Below are 18,859 nucleotides of genomic sequence, written 5' to 3'. Positions count from 1 at the left end.
TCGCATACTGGTCCGATGACTGGTCCGACGAGTTCGGTCTCGCCCCACCACCGGTTCCGGGACCCGCGCAGCACGGCGTACGACTTCCTCGCGTCGGTCCTCGTGCGCTGTCCCGGCTGCGACGGGGTCGCGCACGTCGTGGCGGCTCCGGAGCCGGCCGCGGCGGTCGGCCCGGACCCCTTCGCGCCACGGCGTCTCGTCTGCCGGAACTGCGGGACGGTGAAGACCCGGAGCGGTGGAGGCATGGCCCTGTACCGGGGCCGGGGCGGCCCGGCCACGGACCCCTACTTCGGAGTCCGCCTGTGGCTGCAGGCCCAGACCCGGCACGGGTGGATCTGGGCCTACGGTCCGGAACACCTGGATCTGATCCGGCGGTTCGTGCGGGCGCCGCTGCGCGAAGGGTTTCCCCGGCACGACCACGGCCGGAGGATGACCGTGGTGGCCCGCCTGCCCGCGTGGATGCAGCGGGCGAAGAACCGGGACGAGGTGCTGCGGGCCATCGCCCGCATCCAGGCGTCGCTGGGCTGCTCCTGATCCCTTCGGGGGCGGGAGCCGTTACTTGTACATCCCCGGGGTGTAGTGCCCCGGGGTCAGGCGGGTGGTGACGCCGATGCGGTTCCAGACGTTGATCGCGGCGATCAGGGCGATCACCTGGGCCAGTTCCTTCTCCTCGAAGTGCTTCGCGGCCCGCTCGTAGACCGCGTCGGGAACGAAACCGTCGGTCAGGACGGTCACCGCCTCCGTCAGCTCGATCGCGGCGAGCTCCTTCTCCGTGTAGAAGTGCCGCGACTCCTCCCAGGCGCCGAGCAGCAGCAGCCGCTCCACGTCCTCGCCCGCCGCGAGGGCGTCCTTGGAGTGCATGTCGATGCAGAAGGCGCAGTGGTTGATCTGCGAGGCGCGCAGTTTGACGAGCTCGACCAGGGCGGGGTCCAGCCCCTTGGCGGCGGCCGCGTCCAGGGCCACGGCGGCCTTGTAGAACTCCGGGGCGAGCTTCGCCAGCTGCATGCGGGGGGTGTGCTCGGGTGCCTTTTCCGTGTGGGTCATGCCCTCAGCCTAGGAGGCAGGCGGCCCGCCTATATGGTCCATTTCCATGACGGAATCATGGGCCACTTTCGGTGCCGACCTGCATCTGGAACCGCTCCCCGGGCGTGGTGTCCGGGCCGGGCTGACCGAGGCGCTGCGCGAGGCCGCGCGCAGCGGGCGGCTGGCTCCGGGGACCCGGCTGCCGTCCTCGCGGTCGCTCGCGGTGGACCTCGGGATCGCCCGCAACACCGTCGCCGAGGCCTACGCCGAGCTCGTCGCCGAAGGCTGGCTGACGGCCCGCCGCGGCTCCGGGACCCGCGTCGCGGAGCGGGCACGGGTCGGGGAGCGGGCCCGGGCCGCAGCCGGGGGCGGGGCGCGGCGTCCCGGGGCGGCCGTGCCCGTACGGCGCCCCGTGCGCGCGCAGACCTCGTACAGCCTGAAGCCCGGTTCCCCGGACCTCGGCGGCTTCCCGCGCGCCGCCTGGCTGGCGGCGGCCCGGCGGGCGCTGACCGGGGCCCCGAACGAGGCCTTCGGGTACGCGGACCCGCGCGGCCGCGTCGAGCTGCGCGAGGCGCTCGCCGGGTACCTGGCGCGGGCCCGCGGAGTCCACGCGGACCCCGAACACATCGTGCTGTGCGCGGGCTTCGGCCAGGCCCTGCTGCTGCTCGCGAGGATGCTGCGGGCGCGCCGGATCCGGGAGATGGCGGTGGAGGGGTACGGGCTGGACGTGCACCGCGAGCTGCTGACCGGCGCCGGGCTGCGGACGCTGCCGCTGACGGTGGACGGGGCGGGGGCCCGTACGGAGGAACTGGCCGGGTCGGGCGCGGGGGCGGTCCTGCTGACGCCGGCGCACCAGTTCCCGACGGGCGCCGCGCTGACGCCCGGGCGGCGGGCGGCGGCGGTGGACTGGGCGCGGTCCACGGGCGGGCTGATCCTGGAGGACGACTACGACGGGGAGTTCCGCTACGACCGCCAGCCGGTCGGCGCGCTCCAGGGCCTGGACCCGGACCGGGTGGTCTACCTGGGCACGGCGAGCAAGTCCCTGGCGCCGGGGCTGCGCATGGGCTGGATGGTGCTGCCGGGGCCGCTGCTGGAGGAGGTGCTCGCGGTGAAGGGCCGCACCGACTGGAGCTCCAGCGCGCTGGACCAGCTGACGCTCGCGGAGTTCATCCGGTCCGGGGCGTACGACCGGCACGTGCGGGGGATGCGGCTGCGGTACCGGCGGCGGCGGGACGAGCTGGTGGCGGCGGTCGGGGAACGGGCGGAGGTTTCCGGGATCGCGGCGGGGTTGCACGCGGTGCTGGATCTGCCGGCGGGTGGGGAGCGGGCGGCGTTGCGGTCCGCCGCCTGGCAGGACTTGGGACTCCTCCCGCTGTCCTTCTTCCGGCATCCGGCGGCGGGGATGCCTCCGCGGGAGGCGCTGGTCGTCGGCTTCGGGACTCCGTCCCAGAGTGCGTGGGCGCCCACGCTGGCGGCCCTGGTCGCGTCACTGCCGTAACGGGGGCCCTGCGGGGCGAAGTCCCCGCCCCACCCTTCGCCCGTTCCCCGGGACTGCGCCCCGGCCCCCTTCCCGGGGGCTGCGCCCCCGACCTTCCGGGGCTGCGCCCCCGACCCCCCGGGGCTCTGCCCCCGACCTTCCGGGGCTGCGCCCCCGACCCCCCGGGGCTGCGCCCCCGACCCCCCGGGGCTCCGCCCCCGACCTTCCGGGGCTGCGCCCCCGACCCCCCGGGGCTCCGCCCCCGACCTTCCGGGGCTGCGCCCCCGACCTTCCGGGGCTGCGCCCCCGACCCTGCGCCCCCCGGGGCTGCGCCCCCGACCCTCCGGGGCTGCGCCCCCCGGGGCTGCGCCCCCGACCCCCTGGGGCTGCGCCCCCGACCCTCCGGGGCTGCGCCCCCGACCCCCTGGGGCTGCGCCCCCGACCCTCCGGGGCTGCGCCCCCGACCCCCTGGGGCTGCGCCCCCGATCTTCCGAGGCTGCGCCCCGACCCCCCGGGGCTGCGCCCCAGCCCCCGGACCTCACGCGCAGGACGGCTCGACGGGCCAGTGCCAGGGTCCGGGGCTCAGGTGGTGGGCGGGTGGGTGTCGGTCGGGTCCGCCGGGGGTTCGCCGAAGCGGGCCAGGGCCAGGGCTCCGGCCACGGCCACCAGGAAGCCTGTGACGGCCAGCCAGGTCAGGCCCTCGCGGGTGCGGTCGCCCAGCCAGGCCACGCCCACCGCCGCCGGGCCGATCGTCTCGCCCAGGACGAGGCCGGCCGTCGCCGCCGTCACCGAGCCGCGCTGGAGCGCCGAGGTGAGCAGGAGGAACGCGGAGCCGCCGCCGAGCAGCAGGGCGTAGAACGCCGGGTTGGACAGGGCCGAGAGCGAGATGTCGTCGATGAGCCGGACCGCGACCTCGACCACCCCGAAGCCGGTCCCGGCGGCCAGACCCAGGGTCAGGGCCCGGCTGCGGTCCGGCAGCCCGCCCGCCACGGCCCCGACGACCAGGACCAGACCCGCCACCGCCAGCAGCCCCAGCTTCAGCGCGAGCGTGCCCTTGCCCGAGCCCTCCTCCCCGGACGCCAGCCCGAGCATCACCAGCCCCGCGCACACCACCGCGACCGCGCCCCACTCCGTCCCGCTCAGCCGCACCTTCAGCAGCCGCGCCGCGACCACCGCGGTCACCGCGAGGCTGGCGGCGAGGGCCGCGCCCACCGCGTAGATCGGGATGTGCCGCAGGGCGATGATCTGGAGGACGAAGCCGACCCCGTCCAGGCAGAGTCCGGCGAGATAGCGCCACTGGCGCAGTGCCCGCAGCAGGAGGGCGGCGTCCACCCCGGAGCCCGTTCCCGGCTCCGCCGCCCGCGCCGCCACGGCCTGCAGGACCGACGCCGTGCCGAAGCAGACCGCCGCACCGAGCGCGCAAATCATCCCAATGAGCACGAACCGACTCTAGGTCACGGATCCGGCGTCGGCCGGATTCCGTCGGCCGGGGCGGCCGTTCTAGTCTGGGCGCAGCCGGCCACCCAGGGGGAGCGAACAGTCCATGGACAGCAGCAGTAGCAGCAGTAGCAGCACCGACAGCACGCGCACCGCGCGCCGCATGCGCTCCGGCACCGTCGCACTCGGCGGCATGGGCCTGCTCGCCGCGGCCCTCGTGGCGTGCGGAAGCAGCAGCGAGCCCGACAAGCGCTGCGCGGACCGCGCCACCATGGAGAAGCTGAACTCCAAGGAGTGCAAGAGCGGCGGCCGCGGCGCGTACTACTACGGCGGCACCGTCGCGAAGAACAGGGTCAGCGGCGGCAGCTTCGACAAGTCCGCCGTCACCCGCGGCGGCATCGGCGGCAGCCACAAGAGTTCCTCGGGCGGCTGATCCAGCGTGCAGCGACACACCATCGAGCCCCGCCCCGACTGGCAGAAGACCGTCGAGGAACAGGGGCTGATCTATCCCCTGACCCGCTACCCCGACGACTCCCTGCGCCCCTACTGGGACGAGAGCGCGTACTACTCCTTCACCCTCCCCGAGGTCGAGGCGCTGGAGAACGTGGTCGAGGAGCTGCACGCCATGTGCCTGGCGGCGGCGCAGCACATCGTCGACCACGACCGCTTCGCCGACCTCGGCATCACCGATCCGAAGCTCGCCGCGCTGATCGCCGAGTCCTGGCGGCGCCGCGCCGAACAGCCCTCGCTCTACGGCCGCTTCGACCTGCGCTACGACGGCACGGGCAGCCCCGCCAAGCTGCTGGAGTACAACGCGGACACCCCCACCTCCCTCGTGGAGGCGGCCAGCCCGCAGTGGTTCTGGATGGAGGAACGGTTCCCCGGCGCCGACCAGTGGAACTCCCTCCACGAGCGGCTCGTCGACGCCTGGCGCCGCCAGGCGGAGCTGCTGCCGCCCGGCCCGGTGCACTTCGCGCACTCCGAGACCGACGAGCTCGGTGAGGACCTGATGACGGTCGCCTACCTCCAGGAGACCGCCGAGCAGGCCGGCATCGAGACGCGGGAGCTGTCGGTGGAACGGATCGGCTGGGACTCCCTGTCCGGCCGGTTCGTGGACGAGAAGCTCGGCTTCATCCGCGCGATCTTCAAGCTCTATCCGTGGGAGTGGCTGGCCACCGACGAGTTCGCCCCGCAGGTCCTGGGCACGTACGACCACGGCGGCGGCTCCGGCACCACCGCCTGGATCGAGCCGCTGTGGAAGATGCTGCTCTCCAACAAGGCGCTGCTGGCGGTCCTGTGGGAGCTCTTCCCGGAGCACCCGAACCTGCTGCCCGCCTACCTGGACGGCCCGCGCGAACTCGCCACGACCACCGGCTACGCGGCGAAGCCGCTGCTGGGCCGCGAGGGCGCGGGCGTCACCCTGCACCCGGTCGGCGGCGAGCCGTTCGCCCCGGAGGAGGACGAGACGTACGTCTTCCAGGGCCTCGCCCCGCTGCCCGACTTCGACGGCAACCGGGTGGTGCTCGGCGCGTGGGTCGTCGAGGACGAGTCGGCGGGGCTGGGCATCCGCGAATCGGCGGGGCCGGTCACGGACGAGTACGCCCGCTTCCTGCCCCACGTCATCCTCTAGGGGGTGTCCGCGGACCTGCCGGTCAGGCGCCGAGGACCGACCTGAGCTGGTCCAGCCCCCAGTCCAGGTCCTCCTTGGAGATGACCAGCGGCGGTGCGATCCGGATGGTCGACCCGTGGGTGTCCTTGACGAGCACCCCGAGTCCCATCAGCTTCTCGGAGATCTCCCGGCCGGTGCCGCGCGCCGGGTCGATGTCGACGCCCGCCCACAGCCCGCGGCCCCGTACGGCGGTCACCGCACCGCCGCCGACCAGCAGGTTCAGCTCCCGGTGCAGGTGGTCGCCGAGCTCGGTGGCGCGCTGCTGGTACTCGCCGGTCCTCAGCATCGCGATGACCTCCAGGGCCACCGCGCAGGCCAGCGGGTTGCCGCCGAAGGTGGAGCCGTGCTCGCCCGGCCTGAACACGCCGAGCACGTCGCGGTCGGCCACCACCGCCGAGACGGGCACGACCCCGCCGCCCAGCGCCTTGCCGAGGATGTACACGTCGGGGACGACCCCCTCGTGCTCGCACGCGAAGGTCTTCCCGGTGCGGCCCAGGCCCGACTGGATCTCGTCGGCCATGAACAGGACGTTCCGCTCGCGCGTCAGTTCCCGTACGCCCTGCAGGTATCCGGCGGGCGGCACGAGCACGCCGGCCTCGCCCTGGATCGGCTCCAGGAGCACGGCGACGGTGTTGGAGGTGACCGCGTGGGCGAGCGCGGTGAGGTCCCCGTACGGGACGATCTCGAAGCCGGGGGTGTACGGGCCGAAGTGGTCGCGGGCCTCGTGGTCGGTGGAGAACGACACGATGGTCGTGGTCCGGCCGTGGAAGTTGTCGGCCGCCACCACGATCTTCGCGTGCCCGTCCGGGACGCCCTTGACCTCGTACCCCCACTTGCGGGCGGTCTTGACCGCCGTCTCCACGGCCTCGGCGCCCGTGTTCATGGGCAGGACGGCCTCCTTGCCGCACAGCGCCGAGAGCTCCGTACAGAAGTCCGCGAAGCGGTCGTGGTGGAAGGCTCGCGAGGTCAGGGTGACCCGCTCCAGCTGGGCGCGGGCGGCGTCGAGCAGCCGGCGGTTGCCGTGGCCGAAGTTCAGGGCGGAGTAGCCGGCGAGCATGTCGAGGTAGCGGCGGCCCTCCACGTCGGTCATCCACGCGCCCTCGGCGGTGGCGACGACGACGGGCAGGGGGTGGTAGTTGTGCGCGCTGTGCGCGTCGGCGGAGCGGATGGCATCAGCAGTTGTCGACACGGGGTCTCCGATCGTCCGTCAGGCCGGTGACGAGGGTGGCGTCACCCTCCATCCTCGCTCGAATACCGGACGGAGAAACCTTTCTCGTGGCGCGCCCGCTAAGGTGTCGGACACGCACGGCGACTGGCGCACGGAGATCCAACTCCGGGGGAGCCGTGCGCGCACGACCGCATACAGGGCCGCTCGCCTGGGCCTCGCGGGGACGAGAACCGACATCGACCCCGGAGGAACCGCCATGAGCGCGAACCACCACCCGTACCGCCACCCCGCCCTGCTCGCCACCGACCCCGAGCTGGCGTCCTTCGTCGCCGCCGAGGAAACCCTCCAGGCGCAGACCCTGCGCCTCATCCCGAGCGAGAACTACGTGTCCTCGGCCGTGCTGGAGGCCTCCGGCACGGTGCTGCAGAACAAGTACAGCGAGGGCTACCCGGGCCGCCGCTACTACGAGGGCCAGCAGAACATCGACCGCATCGAGGCGCTGGCCGTGGAGCGGGCGAAGGGCCTCTTCGGCGTCGACCACGCCAACGTGCAGCCGTACTCCGGCTCCCCGGCGAACCTGGCCGTGTACCTGGCCTTCGCCGAGCCAGGCGACACGGTCATGGGCATGGCGCTGCCGATGGGCGGGCACCTGACGCACGGCTGGGGGGTCTCGGCGACGGGCTCCTGGTTCCGGGGCGTGCAGTACGGGGTCCGGGCGGAGAACGGCCTCATCGACTACGACGCGGTGCGGGACCTCGCGCTCGCGGAGCGGCCCAAGCTGATCTTCTGCGGTGGTACGGCGCTCCCGCGCACGATCGACTTCGAGGCCTTCGCCTCGATCGCGAAGGAGGCGGGCTCGGTGCTCGTCGCCGACGTGGCGCACATCGCCGGCCTGATCGCGGGCGGGGCGCACCCCTCCCCGGCGGGTCACGTCGACGTGATCTCGACGACCACCCACAAGACCCTGCGCGGGCCGCGCGGCGCGATGCTGATGTGCCGCGAGGAGCACGCGAAGGCCATCGACAAGGCGGTCTTCCCCGGCCTCCAGGGCGGCCCGCACAACCAGACGACGGCCGGTATCGCGGTGGCGCTGCACGAGGCGGCGCAGCCCTCGTTCGTGTCGTACGCGCACGCGGTCGTGGCCAACGCGAAGGCGCTGGCCGCGGCTCTGCTGGAGCGGGGCTTCGACCTGGTCTCGGGCGGTACGGACAACCACCTGATCCTGATCGACCTCACGGGGAAGTCGGTGTCCGGGAAGATCGCGGCGAAGGCGCTGGACCGGGCGGGGATCGTCGTGAACTACAACACGGTGCCGTTCGACCCGCGCAAGCCGTTCGACCCGTCGGGGATCCGGATCGGCACGCCGTCGCTGACGTCGCGGGGCCTGGGCGTCGAGCACATGCCGGTGGTCGCCGACTGGATCTCGGACGCGGTGTCCGCGGCCGCCCTCGGCGATGAGGCGGCCCTCGGCAAGATCCGCTCCGCGGTGGCCGACCTGATGGCCGCCTTCCCGGCCCCGGGCCTCCCGGTCGCCTGACCCCCTCCGGGGCGAGGGGCCGCCCCCTGCGGGGCGGGCGGGTGCGGCCCCGGTCCCGGACCCCGGTGGAAAGCGGTCGCTCGGCCGAGGCAAGATCCGGACGGGGCGCTACCGGTCGGTACCGGGCGGGGGAGGGGCGGGGGCGGCGCGACCCGCCGGGTTCCGGCCAGTGGCGGGGCCGAGCCCGGTGCCGCACCTGAGAGAATGGGGCCATGGCTTCTGATCGTCCTCGCGCGCTCTCCGGCATCCAGCCCACCTCCGGTTCGTTCCACCTCGGGAACTATCTCGGAGCCATCCGGCAGTACGTCGCCCTCCAGGAGACGCACGACGCCTTCTACATGGTCGTCGACCTGCACGCGATCACCATGCCGCAGGATCCGAAGGATCTGCGCGCCAATACCCGGCTGTCCGCCGCGCAGCTCCTCGCCGCCGGTCTCGACCCCGAGCGCTGCACCCTCTTCATCCAGAGCCACGTGCCCGAGCACGCGCAGCTCGGCTGGGTCATGAACTGCATCACCGGTTTCGGCGAGGCCAGCCGGATGACCCAGTTCAAGGACAAGTCCGCGAAGGGCGGCGCCAACAACGCCACCGTCGGCCTGTTCACGTACCCGATCCTCCAGGTCGCCGACATCCTGCTCTACCAGGCGAACTCCGTCCCGGTCGGCGAGGACCAGCGCCAGCACATCGAGCTGACCCGAGACCTGGCCGAGCGCTTCAACCAGCGCTTCGGGCAGACCTTCACCCTCCCCGCCGCGCACATCGTCAAGGAGGTCGCGAAGATCTACGACCTCCAGGACCCGGCGATCAAGATGTCGAAGTCGGCGTCCTCGCCCAAGGGCCTGATCAACCTCCTCGACGAGCCCAAGGCCACCGAGAAGAAGATCAAGAGCGCGGTCACCGACACCGAGGCCGTGGTCCGCTTCGACACGGAGAACAAGCCCGGCGTCAGCAACCTGCTCACGATCTACTCCACTCTCACGGGCGAGTCCGTCCCCGCGCTGGAGGCCGCGTACGAGGGCAAGGGCTACGGCGCGCTCAAGACCGATCTGGCCGGTGTGATGGTCGATTTCGTCACACCGTTCAAGCAGCGCACCCAGGAGTACCTGGACGACCCGGAGACCCTGGATTCCCTGCTGGCCAAGGGTGCGGAGAAGGCCAGGGCGGTCGCCGCCGAGACCCTGGCACAGGCGTACGACCACCTCGGTTTCCTGCCCGCGAAGCACTGACGGGCACGCAAGAGAAAGAGGGCCCTGGCGATCTGGGGGGTGCTGCCGCCACACTGGGGCGGCAGCACTCGTGCGACGCACATGCGGAGCACATGCGAAGCACAGACCACGCACAGGGACTACAGGCGGAGGAGAGCTACGTGGGGACCGTAACGCTCGGCGTTTCGATCGCGGTCCCGGAGCCGTACGGCAGCAGCCTGCAGGAGCTGCGCGCCGGCTTCGGGGACGCCGCCGCGCACGGCATTCCCACGCACGTCACCCTCGTACCGCCGACCGAGGTGGCCGCGGAGCGGCTGCCCGCGATCCGCGCCCACCTGGCCCAGGTCGCGGCCGCCGGCCGTTCCTTCGTGATGCGGCTGGCCGGCACGGGAACCTTCCGTCCCCTCTCGCCGGTCGTCTTCGTCCAGGTCGTCGAGGGCGGCGCCGGCTGCACCCGGCTCCAGGGCCAGGTCCGCGACCCCGAGGGGCCGCTCAGCCGGGAGCTCTCCTTCCCGTACCACCCGCACGTCACGGTCGCCCACGGGATCTCCGAGGAGGCGATGGACCTGGCGTTCGGCGCCCTCGCCGACTACGAGGCGCAGTGGGTCTGCTCCGGCTTCGCCCTCTACGAGCAGGGCTCGGACGGGGTCTGGCGCAAGCTGCGTGAATATCCGTTCGGCAACGGGGCAAGCGGTGGAGCGAGTGCCGTACCGGCGCAGCTCGGCTCGGCGACGGACAGCAGTGCGGCGGCGGCGGGCGAGGCGACCGCACGCCGTTCCTGACGCAGGAACCGGAACCGGAAACCGATCCTTCGCAGGACCAGGGCATGGAACGGCCGAGCCGTCGGGCGAAAAGTCACAATCGACGACCGTAGTCCCCAAAAGTGGCAATCCCGGCTATTTACGACAGCTCATTTACGGTGACCGTATGGACTGGCTGACGAAACTCCCGCTGATCGGGCCCCTGGTGTCCGCCGTGATGCGGACCCACCTGTGGCGTTCGTACCAGCGCCTCGACCGCGTGCACTGGAGCCGGCTGGCCGCGGCCATCACCTTCATCAGCTTCCTGGCCCTCTTCCCGCTGATCACCGTGGCCGCCGCGATCGGCGCCGGGCTGCTCACCCAGGACCAGCTCGACCGGCTCCAGAAGAACCTCGCCGAGCAGGTCCCCGGCATCTCCGACCAGCTCGACATCAACGCCCTCGTCGCCAACGCAGGCACCGTCGGCCTGGTCGCCGGAGCCGTGCTCCTCTTCACCGGAATCGGCTGGATCACGTCGATGCGGGACTGCCTGCGCGCGGTGTGGGAGAAGGACGACGAGGACCAGGGCAACCCCTTCGTCCGCAAGGGCAAGGACGCGCTCGTCCTCATCGGCCTCGGCGGCGTCGGCCTGTGCTCGGCCGCCGCCTCGATCTTCGGCTCCAGCGCGGTCGGCAAGGCCGGGGACTGGCTGGGCGTACCGCGCGACGGCGCGGGCGGCACCCTGCTGCGCAGCGGGGCCTTCCTCGTCGGAGTGGTCGCGGCCTTCCTGCTCCTGCTCTACGTCCTGACCCTGCTCCCGGGCGTCGAACCGCCCCGCCGCCGCCTGATCGAGGCGGCCCTCCTCGGCGCGGCCGGCTTCGAGCTGCTGAAGCTGCTGCTCAGCGGCTACATGCGGGAGGTCGCCACGAAGAGCATGTACGGGGCCTTCGGCGTGCCGATCGCGCTGCTGATCTGGATCAACCTCACGGCGAAGCTGCTGCTGTTCTGCGCGGCGTGGACCGCGAGCCGTGACGATGCGGACGGCGACGGCGCGGAGGACCCGGAGCCGGGCACCGCGCCGGGGGCGGGCACCACGCCCGAGGCGGACGCCGCGCCCGGGGCGGACGCCGCGCCCGGGGCGGAGGCCGCGCCCGGGGCGGACGCCGCCCCGGAGCGCGCCGGCTCCGCTACGCCCGGCCGCGAGAGCGGCGGCCGCGCCCCCGCGGCCAGCGCCGGTTGACGGCGTAGGCCCCGCCGGCCACCACGGCCAGCACCCCGCCCGCCACCCCGAGGGCGGTACCGATCCCGCCGCCGGAGTCCGTGCCGGACGCCGACGGGGTGTTCTCGTGGGACTGGGCGGGGGAGCCGTGGGAGGTGGTGTCCGCGCTCTTCGGCGGCACCAGCTCACCCACCGGCTTGACCTTCCCGGCGGCCGCGAAACCCCAGTCGAACAGGTCGGCGGTCTCCTCGTACACGGAGTTGGCGCCACCGCCGCCCGGGTTCATCACCGTGACCAGCAGCTTCTTGTTCCCCTGCTGCGCCGCGCCGGTGAAGGTGGACCCGGCCATCGTGGTGTTGCCGTTCTTCACCCCGGCGATCCCCTTGTACGGGGAGAGGCCGCCGGCGCCCGTCATCAGCCGGTTGGTGTTCTGGATCTCGAAGGTCTCGCGCGGCTTGCCGGGCTCCTGCCGGCCGGGGAACTTCGCGCTGGCCGTGCCGCAGTACTCCCGGAAGTCCTGCTTCTGCAGGCCCGAGCGGGCGATGAGGGTGAGGTCGTAGGCGCTGGAGACCTGGCCCGGAGCGTCGTAGCCGTCGGGGGACACCACGTGCGTGTCCAGGGCCTGGAGCTCCTCGGCGTGCGCCTGCATGTCCTTGACGGTCTTCTCGACGCCGCCGTTCATGGCCGAAAGCACGTGCACGGCGTCGTTCCCGGAGCGCAGGAACACCCCGAGCCACAGGTCGTGGACGCTGTACTCGGTGTCCTCCTTGATGCCCACGAGGCTGGAGCCGGCGCCGACCCCGTCCAGCTCCTGGTCGGTGACCTTGTGGACCTGGTCCTTGGGCAGACTGGGCAGCACGGTGTCGGCGAAGAGCATCTTCATGGTCGAGGCCGGGGGGAGCCGCCAGTGCGCGTTGTGCGCGGCGAGGATCTCGCCGGTCTCGGCGTCGGCCACGACCCACGAACGGCCCGTCAGGCTCGTCGGCAGCGCGGGCGCGCCGGGCAGCAGGTTGACCTGCGTACCGGGCTGCCCGAGCGCCGAGCCGCCCACGGTGGACATCGAGGCGGGCGGTGCGGGCGCCTTGGGCGGCTGCCCCTTCCCGTCCGCCGGTGGCGTCGGTACGGCGTACGCGGGCGAGGCCAGCAGTGCCGGGACCAGCAGGGCGGGCAGCGCGGCGGAAAGGACCGTCAACGCGGTCTTCTTGGCAGACACGCAGGTGAAAGTACATCCCGATGCTGTGATGAGCGGCACGGACCGGCCAACCCGCCGCAACCACCGCCGGGACAGCCCACCCCGGCGCGTCCGTCCTGGGGAGGAAACCGATACTGGGCTCATGAGACTCAGCCGCGCCGCTTCCTGGTTCCTGCTCGCCTTCGGAGTGTGGAGCTGGTTCATCTGGGTGTCTTTCGTCCGGAACCTGTGGAAGGACGGCAGCGGTCTGGCCTTCGACGCCGCGGGGGACCCGACCGCGTACTTCTGGGTCCACCTTCTCCTGGCGGTGGCGTCCTTTCTCCTGGGGACGGCCGTCGGAGTGATCGGGTTGCGCGGGGTGCGGGCTCTGCGGCGTGAATCACGTACGGAGGCGGGCGCATGACGATCGTTCTCGTCGCGGCCGTGGCCCTGCTGGTCCTGGCCCTCCTGGTCCTGGTGCACCGCTGGCTCTGGATCCGCCTGGTCCGCGACACCACCGCCCCCGGCGGCGCGGCCCGCCGCACGGGCACCGCCCTGGCCTTCGCGCTCCCGCTCCTGTCCGTGGCCGCGCTCGTCGGGGGCCGCGCGGGAGCCCCCTTCTGGCTGGAGCGCACGGTCGCCTGGCCCGGCTACCTCTGGCTGGCCGTCCTCCTCTACCTCTCCCTGGCGATGCTCCTGGCGGAGCCGGTCCGAGCACTCTGGCTCCGCCGGCAGAACACCCCCACCCCCCGAGCCACCCCGGGGCCGGGGACGCAGCCCGGCAGCCTCCCGGCCGCCGCAGGCGCGCCCGCTCCGGGGCCCGGGGCGGAGCCCCGCAACGTCCCGGCCCCGGAATCCGTTGCGGAGCCCCGCTCCACGCCCACCCCCGCCCCGGGGCCCGGGGCGGAGCCCCGCAACGCCCCCGCAGCCGCAGCCGCGAACGCGCCGGGGTCCGGGGCGGAGCCCCGGTTTCGGGAAGGGGCGGGGAGGGGAATCGCGCCGCAGGCCACCCTCGAAGCCACCGCCGCACCCGCGGCCCCGGCCGGGCAGAACGCCACGCCGGCCGACCCGGCACAGGCCGGCTCCGCACAGGCCGACTCCGCACAGGCCGACTCCGCGACGGCCGGTCCCGCGGCGGGCAGCCCCGCGGAGCCCACCCCCTCCGGCGTCAGCCGCAGGCGCTTCGCGCGGATCGTCGCCGGCACGGCCGCCGCCGCCACGGCCGGCACCGTCGGCTACGGCACGTACGGAGTACTCCGCGGCCCCCGCGTCAAGCGGGTCCAGGTCCCCCTGGCGAAGCTCCCCCGCGCGGCCCACGGCTTCCGCATCGCCGTCGTCAGCGACATCCACCTCGGCCCGATCCTGGGCCACGCCCACACCACCCGCATCGTGGACACCATCAACCGCACGCAGCCCGACCTGATCGCCGTCGTGGGCGACCTCGTCGACGGCAGCGTCGAAGACCTCGGCCCCGCCGCCGAACCGCTCCGCGGCCTCCGCTCCCGCCACGGCTCGTACTTCGTCACCGGCAACCACGAGTACTTTTCCGGCGCCCGGCAGTGGGTCGAGCACGTCCGCGAGCTGGGCCTCACCCCCCTGGAGAACGCCCGCCGCGAGCTCCCGTACTTCGACCTCGCCGGGGTCAACGACATCGCGGGCGAGAGCGAGGGCCAGGGGCCGGACTTCCAGGCGGCGCTCGGCGACCGGGACCGCGCCCGCAGCGCCGTACTCCTCGCGCACCAGCCGATCGTCATCGACGAGGCCGTCCGGTACGGGGCCGATCTCCAGCTCTCCGGCCACACCCACGGCGGGCAGCTCTGGCCCGGCGAGTACGTCGCCGCGCTCGCCAACCCCACCGTCGCCGGGCTGGAGCGCTACGGCGACACCCAGCTGTACGTCTCGCGCGGTGCGGGTGCCTGGGGGCCGCCGGTCCGGGTCGGCGCGCCGTCGGACATCACAGTCGTCGAACTCGCCTCATATCAGGCCTGAACCCCCCGAACCCGCAACGCCACGCGACAAAACGGCCTTCCCGAGGCTGAAATTCCATGATGGGATGTGACCGATAATCGGATAACTGGTCGCGCACTGCGGTGTGCGTCCGCGTGGGGTGGAGTCAAGGATGCTGCGGTCTGTCCGCTCGAAAGTCATCGCGGCCGGGCTGGTCCTCGGCGTGGCAGGCGTCGCCACCTGGCAGTTGCTGCCGCAGACCGCCGGCGGCGGGGAGCCGATCCGCGTCGGCACGAGCGACGTGGTCTCCTCCCTCGACCCCGCGGGCGCCTACGACGCCGGCTCCTGGGCCCTGTTCAGCAACGTCTACCAGTCGCTGCTGACCATCAAGCCCGGTGCGGACACCCCGGTCCCCGACGCCGCCTCGGCCTGCAACTTCATCGGCGACAAGCTCACCACGTACCAGTGCGAGCTGCGCCCGGACCTGAAGTTCTCCTCCGGCCGCGCGATCACCGCCGAGGACGTCAAGTACTCCTTCGACCGGATCAAGGCGATCAACTCCGACCAGGGCCCGGCGCCGCTGTTCACCACCCTGGAGTCGGTCAAGGCCGAGGGCCGCACCGTCACCTTCAGCCTCTCCGCCGGGGACGCCACCTTCCCGTTCAAGATCGCGACGGGCGCCGCCTCGATCGTGGACAAGGACAAGTACCCGGCCAAGGCCCTGCGCGAGGAGGAGAAGGTCGACGGTTCCGGCCCCTTCACCCTCGGCGACTACACGGCCGGCGCGAGCGCCGAGCTCAAGCCCAACACCTCGTACAAGGGCCAGGGCAAGGTCTCCAGGACCGCGGTCACCGTGAAGTACTTCAAGGACTCCGCGCAGCTGGAGCAGGCCTGGACCGACCACGGGATCGAGGTCGCCCACCGCGACATGCCCCCGGCGGTCCTGGCCGGCCTGAACCCGGGCCTGGAGGACACCCGGTACCAGGCCTCGGGCGGTACGGAGATCCGCAGCATGGTCTTCAACCTCCGCCCCGGCTCCCCGGTGGCCCAGCCCGCCGTCCGCCAGGCCGTGGCGGCGGTCGTGGACCGGGCCAAGGTGGCGACCGACGTCTACAAGGGCACGGTCACCCCGCTCTACTCGCTCGTCCCGGCGGGCATCGCCGCCCACAGCACGCCGTTCTTCGACGCCTGGCCCTCGCCGAGCGGGGTCACCGCCAAGAAGCTGCTCAAGGACGCCGGGATCAGCACCCCGGTCGCCCTCACCCTCGGGGTCAACGAGCGCGGTGCGAGCGTGCCCGAGGCCGAGGAGCTGAAGGCCCAGCTGGAGTCCACCGGCCTCTTCAAGCTGACCATCAAGCCGGTCGAGAAGTGGAACGACTTCCAGAAGGCCTACGCGGCGGGCGAGTTCGACGCCTACACCATCGGCTGGATCGCCGACTTCCCGGACGCGGACAACTTCATCGCCCCGCTGGTCGGCGCCGACAACTCGATGAACAACGGCTACTCCGACAAGGCCGTCGACGCCCTCGTCTCCCGCACCCAGTCCTTCTCGGACCGCGGCGCCGCCGCGAACGACTTCCGCGACCTGCAGAAGCTGGTCGCGCAGCAGGTCCCGATGATGCCGATCTGGCAGAAGAAGGACTACGTGATGTCCCGCGAGGCCGTCGCGGGCACCCAGTACCTCTCGGACGGCACCGGCGTGTGGCGCCTGTGGGAGCTCAGCTGGATCTAGAGGGCTGGGGGTTGCCCCTACGGCCCGACCTCCGGGCCCTCCTCCGGGCCCGCGTCCGGGTCGGAGGCCCGCTTGCGGCCCGGACGGGACACGGCCGACTGGGCCATGCCCGGCAGGAAGTCCGTGAACAGCTCGTGCACTTCGCGCACCAGCGGCCGCAGCACCCGGAACCGGGCCAGGATGATGCCCCGGGTGGTGAGCTGCGCGCCGCGCTGGGCGAGCTTGCGGGTCTTCTCGCTGTCCGGGGAGCGGTCGAAGACCCAGTAGAGGACCAGACCCATCTGCGAGAGCCACATCAGCTCGGGCAGTACGTCGGCCAGCTCGTCGGGCACCTTGGTCCTGGCCCCCGCGAGCACCTCGCGGTGCATGTCGATCGCCTGCTTGCGGGCCGGTTCCGACTCCGGGGAGAACGGGCTGAGCGGGCTCTCGGGGTCCGCGGCGTTCTTGAAGAACTGCGAGGCGAACTCGTGGTACGGCGCCGCGATGTCCAGCCAGCTGGTCAGGACGCCCGCGAGCCGCTTCTGCAGATCGGTCTCGTTGTCCAGGATCGGCCGGACCGCCGCCAGGTGGGCGGCGCCGATCCGGTCGTAGAACCCCTGGACCAGGTGTTCCTTGGACTCGAAGTAGTAGTAGGCGTTGCCGACGGATACTCCGGCCTCCTTGGCGATACCGCGCATCGTCGTCTTGTCGAAGCCGCGCTCCTGGAAGAGGCGGAGCGCGGTCTCGAGGATGAGCGTGCGGGTCTGCTCGCTCTTGGGAGCCTTCTGATCTGTCACGGTCCCGAGCCTATCGGGGAGCGGAACAGTGGTCGTCACAGGCCGGTTCCCCGTCGTCCGCGGGGGAGCCGTCCCGTACGGCCTCGCGCCAGGTGGACGCGGTGTACATGGCGGCCCGGGCGAAGGGCCGGCCGGCCGCGGTGGCGAGCCAGTTCGCCTTCGGCCGGTGCTCGGCCAGCGCCCACAGGCAGACGATGAAGGCGTCGGTCCCGGTCCACACCTGTCCGGAGTCGCCGATGACGGTGATCTCCTTCAGCGTCGAGGCGTGGTCGAGCCGCGGGAACCGGCGGCGCGCCTCGGCGGAGGCCGCCGGGACGAGCCGCAGCGGTACCAGCTGCCGCTGGCCGAGCAGCCAGTGCCGGATGTGCACGCAGAGCGGGCAGTTCGCGTCGTAGAGCACTGTCAGGTGCCGGGTCGCGGTGGTGGCCACGGGGTCAGGCCCCGGTCGGCGCGGTCCACCCCTGGGGCGCGGTCCACCCCTGCGGGGCGACGGGCGGGGTCCCCTGACGCTCCATGATCCCCCGGCGGCGCATCTTGTTCAGCACCCAGACGTTGCCGAGGTGCATGAAGCCGAGGACCAGGAGCACGACTCCGAGCTTGACCGACAGGGCCTCGAAGAGCCCGCGGGCCGAGACGATCTCATCGGCCGAGCGCAGGTAGAGGGTCACGAAGCCGATGTTGACCAGGTAGAAGCCGACCACCAGGAGCTGGTTGACGGCGTCCGCGAGCTTCTCGTTCCCCTGGAGGACGTCGCCGATGAAGACGCGGCCGTTGCGGCTGAGCGTGCGGGCCACCCAGACGGTGAGTCCGATGCTGATGAGCAGGTAGATGACGTACGCGACCACGGTGAGGTCCATTGCCCTCAGCCCCCTTGAACGTGTTCAACTGCTGACAGCACTGACTGTAGCCCTGTTTTTGAACAGGTTCAAGCGAATGTGTGAGGGCGTTCCCGTCAGCGTCCGGTCAGCGTCCGGTCAGGAACTCCAGCACCAACCGGCTGATCTCCTCCGGGCGTTCCAGGGAGGGGAGGTGGCCGGCCCAGGGGAGTTCCAGAGCGGTGGCGGCGGGGAGGAGGGAGGACAGCTCGGCGGGGACGTCCCGGAACTCGGGGATGTCGTGCGCGCCGCCGACGGCCAGCACGGGGGCGGTGACGGCGGCCGGGTCGAAGGCCGGCTCGGGGAGCTCGTGGTCTTCTTCGCCGGCCGGGGTGCCCCGCAGGTTCCCGAGCTGCATCGCCCGTACGAGGGCGTGTGCGGCCTCGCCGGCGGCCGGGCCGAGCCACTGGCGGGCGTTGAGCTCCGCCGCCCCCTCCAGGTCGCCCGCTTCCACCAGGGCGGCTTCGGCCGCGTTGAAGGCGAGCAGTGCGGGGCCGCGGCGCTGCGCGGGCCGGGCGGGGCAGAGCAGCGCCAGCGCGCTCACCAGCTCCGGGTGCAGCGCGGCCAGCGTCAGCGCGATGCGGCCGCCGTACGAGCTCCCGACGAACGCGGCCCGCCGGATGCCGAGGTGCGCCAGCAGCTCCCGTACGTCCCCGTGGTCGCTGTACGGGGCTTCGGCGGCGGGGGAGTCGCCACAGGTCCGGAAGTCCGGCCGGACCACCCGGAACCCGGCGTCGAGCAGCGGCCGCCACTGCGGCTCCCACATCCGCCGGTCGCACACGGAGGAGTGCAGCAGGACGACGGCGGGGGCGTCGGCCGGACCGTCCACATCATGAGAAAGGATCATCCCAAGATCTTCGGGGGGCGCCGCCCGGGCCGCCAT

General features: G+C 72.6%; 19 protein-coding genes and 1 riboswitch. Of the genes, 11 read left to right on the top strand and 8 right to left on the bottom strand.

Annotation, left to right across the window (positions count from 1 at the left end):
• Positions 1-15: 15 nt before the first annotated feature.
• Positions 16-534, top strand: a complete 519-nt coding sequence (locus tag ACWCP2_RS14710) for a hypothetical protein (RefSeq protein ID WP_450908938.1) — start codon at positions 16-18, stop codon at positions 532-534.
• 21 nt (positions 535-555) lie between these two features.
• Here the strand turns inward: ACWCP2_RS14710 and ACWCP2_RS14705 are convergent, their stop codons facing one another.
• Positions 556-1,044, bottom strand: coding sequence for a carboxymuconolactone decarboxylase family protein (locus ACWCP2_RS14705; RefSeq protein ID WP_450908937.1), 489 nt, complete (start codon positions 1,042-1,044; stop codon positions 556-558).
• 46 nt (positions 1,045-1,090) lie between these two features.
• Between ACWCP2_RS14705 and pdxR the strand changes: the two genes are divergently transcribed.
• A complete protein-coding gene (pdxR, locus tag ACWCP2_RS14700; RefSeq protein WP_450908936.1) occupies positions 1,091-2,521 on the top strand; it encodes a MocR-like pyridoxine biosynthesis transcription factor PdxR in 1,431 nt (476 codons plus the stop codon).
• Positions 2,522-3,082: 561 nt separating this feature from the next.
• On the opposite strand, the gene ACWCP2_RS14695 is transcribed toward pdxR, so the two are convergent.
• Positions 3,083-3,928 carry a hypothetical protein gene (locus ACWCP2_RS14695; protein ID WP_450908967.1) on the bottom strand — a complete coding sequence of 282 codons (846 nt, stop codon included), beginning with the start codon at positions 3,926-3,928 and terminating at the stop codon, positions 3,083-3,085.
• Positions 3,929-4,043: 115 nt separating this feature from the next.
• Between ACWCP2_RS14695 and ACWCP2_RS14690 the strand changes: the two genes are divergently transcribed.
• Positions 4,044-4,370 (top strand): hypothetical protein, encoded by a 327-nt coding sequence (locus ACWCP2_RS14690; protein WP_450908935.1) that lies wholly within the window; start codon positions 4,044-4,046, stop codon positions 4,368-4,370.
• Between the two features lie 6 nt (positions 4,371-4,376).
• A complete protein-coding gene (locus tag ACWCP2_RS14685) occupies positions 4,377-5,567 on the top strand; it encodes a glutathionylspermidine synthase family protein (protein WP_450908934.1) in 1,191 nt (396 codons plus the stop codon).
• A gap of 22 nt (positions 5,568-5,589) precedes the next feature.
• Here ACWCP2_RS14685 and rocD read toward each other — a convergent pair whose 3' ends face one another.
• Positions 5,590-6,795 (bottom strand): ornithine--oxo-acid transaminase, encoded by a 1,206-nt coding sequence (rocD, locus tag ACWCP2_RS14680; protein ID WP_450908933.1) that lies wholly within the window; start codon positions 6,793-6,795, stop codon positions 5,590-5,592.
• A 109-nt stretch (positions 6,796-6,904) separates the two neighbouring features.
• Positions 6,905-6,995, top strand: a riboswitch (ZMP/ZTP riboswitch).
• Between the two features lie 35 nt (positions 6,996-7,030).
• On the opposite strand from rocD, the gene ACWCP2_RS14675 reads away from it, so the two are divergent.
• The 4 genes from ACWCP2_RS14675 (at position 7,031) to ACWCP2_RS14660 (ending at position 11,496) form a co-directional block, all read left to right on the top strand.
• Positions 7,031-8,311 (top strand): serine hydroxymethyltransferase, encoded by a 1,281-nt coding sequence (locus ACWCP2_RS14675; protein ID WP_450908932.1) that lies wholly within the window; start codon positions 7,031-7,033, stop codon positions 8,309-8,311.
• 212 nt (positions 8,312-8,523) lie between these two features.
• Positions 8,524-9,537: a tryptophan--tRNA ligase gene (gene trpS / locus ACWCP2_RS14670; protein ID WP_450908931.1), complete on the top strand. Its 1,014-nt coding sequence runs from the start codon at positions 8,524-8,526 to the stop codon at positions 9,535-9,537.
• A gap of 140 nt (positions 9,538-9,677) precedes the next feature.
• Positions 9,678-10,298, top strand: a complete 621-nt coding sequence (locus ACWCP2_RS14665; RefSeq protein ID WP_450908930.1) for a 2'-5' RNA ligase family protein — start codon at positions 9,678-9,680, stop codon at positions 10,296-10,298.
• A gap of 145 nt (positions 10,299-10,443) precedes the next feature.
• Entirely contained in the window at positions 10,444-11,496 is a 1,053-nt protein-coding gene (locus ACWCP2_RS14660; protein WP_450908929.1) for a YihY/virulence factor BrkB family protein, read from the top strand.
• Here ACWCP2_RS14660 and ACWCP2_RS14655 read toward each other — a convergent pair.
• Complete coding sequence (locus ACWCP2_RS14655; protein WP_450908928.1) at positions 11,444-12,688, bottom strand: D-alanyl-D-alanine carboxypeptidase family protein; 1,245 nt, start codon at positions 12,686-12,688, stop codon at positions 11,444-11,446. The genes ACWCP2_RS14660 and ACWCP2_RS14655 overlap by 53 nt on opposite strands.
• Before the next feature lie 121 nt (positions 12,689-12,809).
• On the opposite strand from ACWCP2_RS14655, the gene ACWCP2_RS14650 reads away from it, so the two are divergent.
• From ACWCP2_RS14650 to ACWCP2_RS14640, 3 genes are all read left to right on the top strand, one after another.
• Complete coding sequence (locus tag ACWCP2_RS14650) at positions 12,810-13,070, top strand: SCO4848 family membrane protein (RefSeq protein WP_250744046.1); 261 nt, start codon at positions 12,810-12,812, stop codon at positions 13,068-13,070.
• The gene (locus ACWCP2_RS14645) at positions 13,067-14,635 is read left to right on the top strand and encodes a metallophosphoesterase (protein ID WP_450908927.1); all 1,569 of its coding nucleotides are present in this window, start codon (positions 13,067-13,069) and stop codon (positions 14,633-14,635) included. The genes ACWCP2_RS14650 and ACWCP2_RS14645 overlap by 4 nt, the downstream gene beginning before the upstream one ends.
• A gap of 133 nt (positions 14,636-14,768) precedes the next feature.
• Complete coding sequence (locus tag ACWCP2_RS14640; protein ID WP_450908966.1) at positions 14,769-16,325, top strand: ABC transporter substrate-binding protein; 1,557 nt, start codon at positions 14,769-14,771, stop codon at positions 16,323-16,325.
• Between the two features lie 17 nt (positions 16,326-16,342).
• Here ACWCP2_RS14640 and ACWCP2_RS14635 read toward each other — a convergent pair whose 3' ends face one another.
• From ACWCP2_RS14635 to ACWCP2_RS14620, 4 genes are all read right to left on the bottom strand, one after another.
• Positions 16,343-17,101: a TetR family transcriptional regulator gene (locus ACWCP2_RS14635; RefSeq protein ID WP_450908926.1), complete on the bottom strand. Its 759-nt coding sequence runs from the start codon at positions 17,099-17,101 to the stop codon at positions 16,343-16,345.
• 10 nt (positions 17,102-17,111) lie between these two features.
• Positions 17,112-17,531, bottom strand: a complete 420-nt coding sequence (locus ACWCP2_RS14630; RefSeq protein WP_450908925.1) for a thiol-disulfide oxidoreductase DCC family protein — start codon at positions 17,529-17,531, stop codon at positions 17,112-17,114.
• 4 nt (positions 17,532-17,535) lie between these two features.
• Positions 17,536-17,958, bottom strand: coding sequence for a hypothetical protein (locus tag ACWCP2_RS14625; RefSeq protein WP_450908924.1), 423 nt, complete (start codon positions 17,956-17,958; stop codon positions 17,536-17,538).
• Positions 17,959-18,064: 106 nt separating this feature from the next.
• On the bottom strand, positions 18,065-18,823 hold the full coding sequence (locus ACWCP2_RS14620; protein ID WP_450908923.1) for an alpha/beta fold hydrolase: 759 nt from the start codon (positions 18,821-18,823) through the stop codon (positions 18,065-18,067).
• Positions 18,824-18,859 lie beyond the last annotated feature (36 nt).

It is taken from the genome of Streptomyces sp. NPDC002104 (assembly GCF_053593795.1).
Note: the sequence above shows the minus strand (reverse complement) of the source record. Positions and strands in the feature narration are given on the sequence as shown.

Coding starts and splice junctions, on each gene's coding strand:
- ACWCP2_RS14710 (WP_450908938.1), top strand. CDS start 16: ATGACTGGTCCGACGAGTTCGGTCTCGCCCCACCACCGGTTCCGGGAC.
- ACWCP2_RS14705 (WP_450908937.1), bottom strand. CDS start 1,044: ATGACCCACACGGAAAAGGCACCCGAGCACACCCCCCGCATGCAGCTG.
- pdxR (WP_450908936.1), top strand. CDS start 1,091: ATGACGGAATCATGGGCCACTTTCGGTGCCGACCTGCATCTGGAACCG.
- ACWCP2_RS14695 (WP_450908967.1), bottom strand. CDS start 3,928: ATGATTTGCGCGCTCGGTGCGGCGGTCTGCTTCGGCACGGCGTCGGTC.
- ACWCP2_RS14690 (WP_450908935.1), top strand. CDS start 4,044: ATGGACAGCAGCAGTAGCAGCAGTAGCAGCACCGACAGCACGCGCACC.
- ACWCP2_RS14675 (WP_450908932.1), top strand. CDS start 7,031: ATGAGCGCGAACCACCACCCGTACCGCCACCCCGCCCTGCTCGCCACC.
- trpS (WP_450908931.1), top strand. CDS start 8,524: ATGGCTTCTGATCGTCCTCGCGCGCTCTCCGGCATCCAGCCCACCTCC.
- ACWCP2_RS14660 (WP_450908929.1), top strand. CDS start 10,444: ATGGACTGGCTGACGAAACTCCCGCTGATCGGGCCCCTGGTGTCCGCC.
- ACWCP2_RS14650 (WP_250744046.1), top strand. CDS start 12,810: ATGAGACTCAGCCGCGCCGCTTCCTGGTTCCTGCTCGCCTTCGGAGTG.
- ACWCP2_RS14645 (WP_450908927.1), top strand. CDS start 13,067: ATGACGATCGTTCTCGTCGCGGCCGTGGCCCTGCTGGTCCTGGCCCTC.
- ACWCP2_RS14625 (WP_450908924.1), bottom strand. CDS start 17,958: ATGGACCTCACCGTGGTCGCGTACGTCATCTACCTGCTCATCAGCATC.
- ACWCP2_RS14620 (WP_450908923.1), bottom strand. CDS start 18,823: ATGATCCTTTCTCATGATGTGGACGGTCCGGCCGACGCCCCCGCCGTC.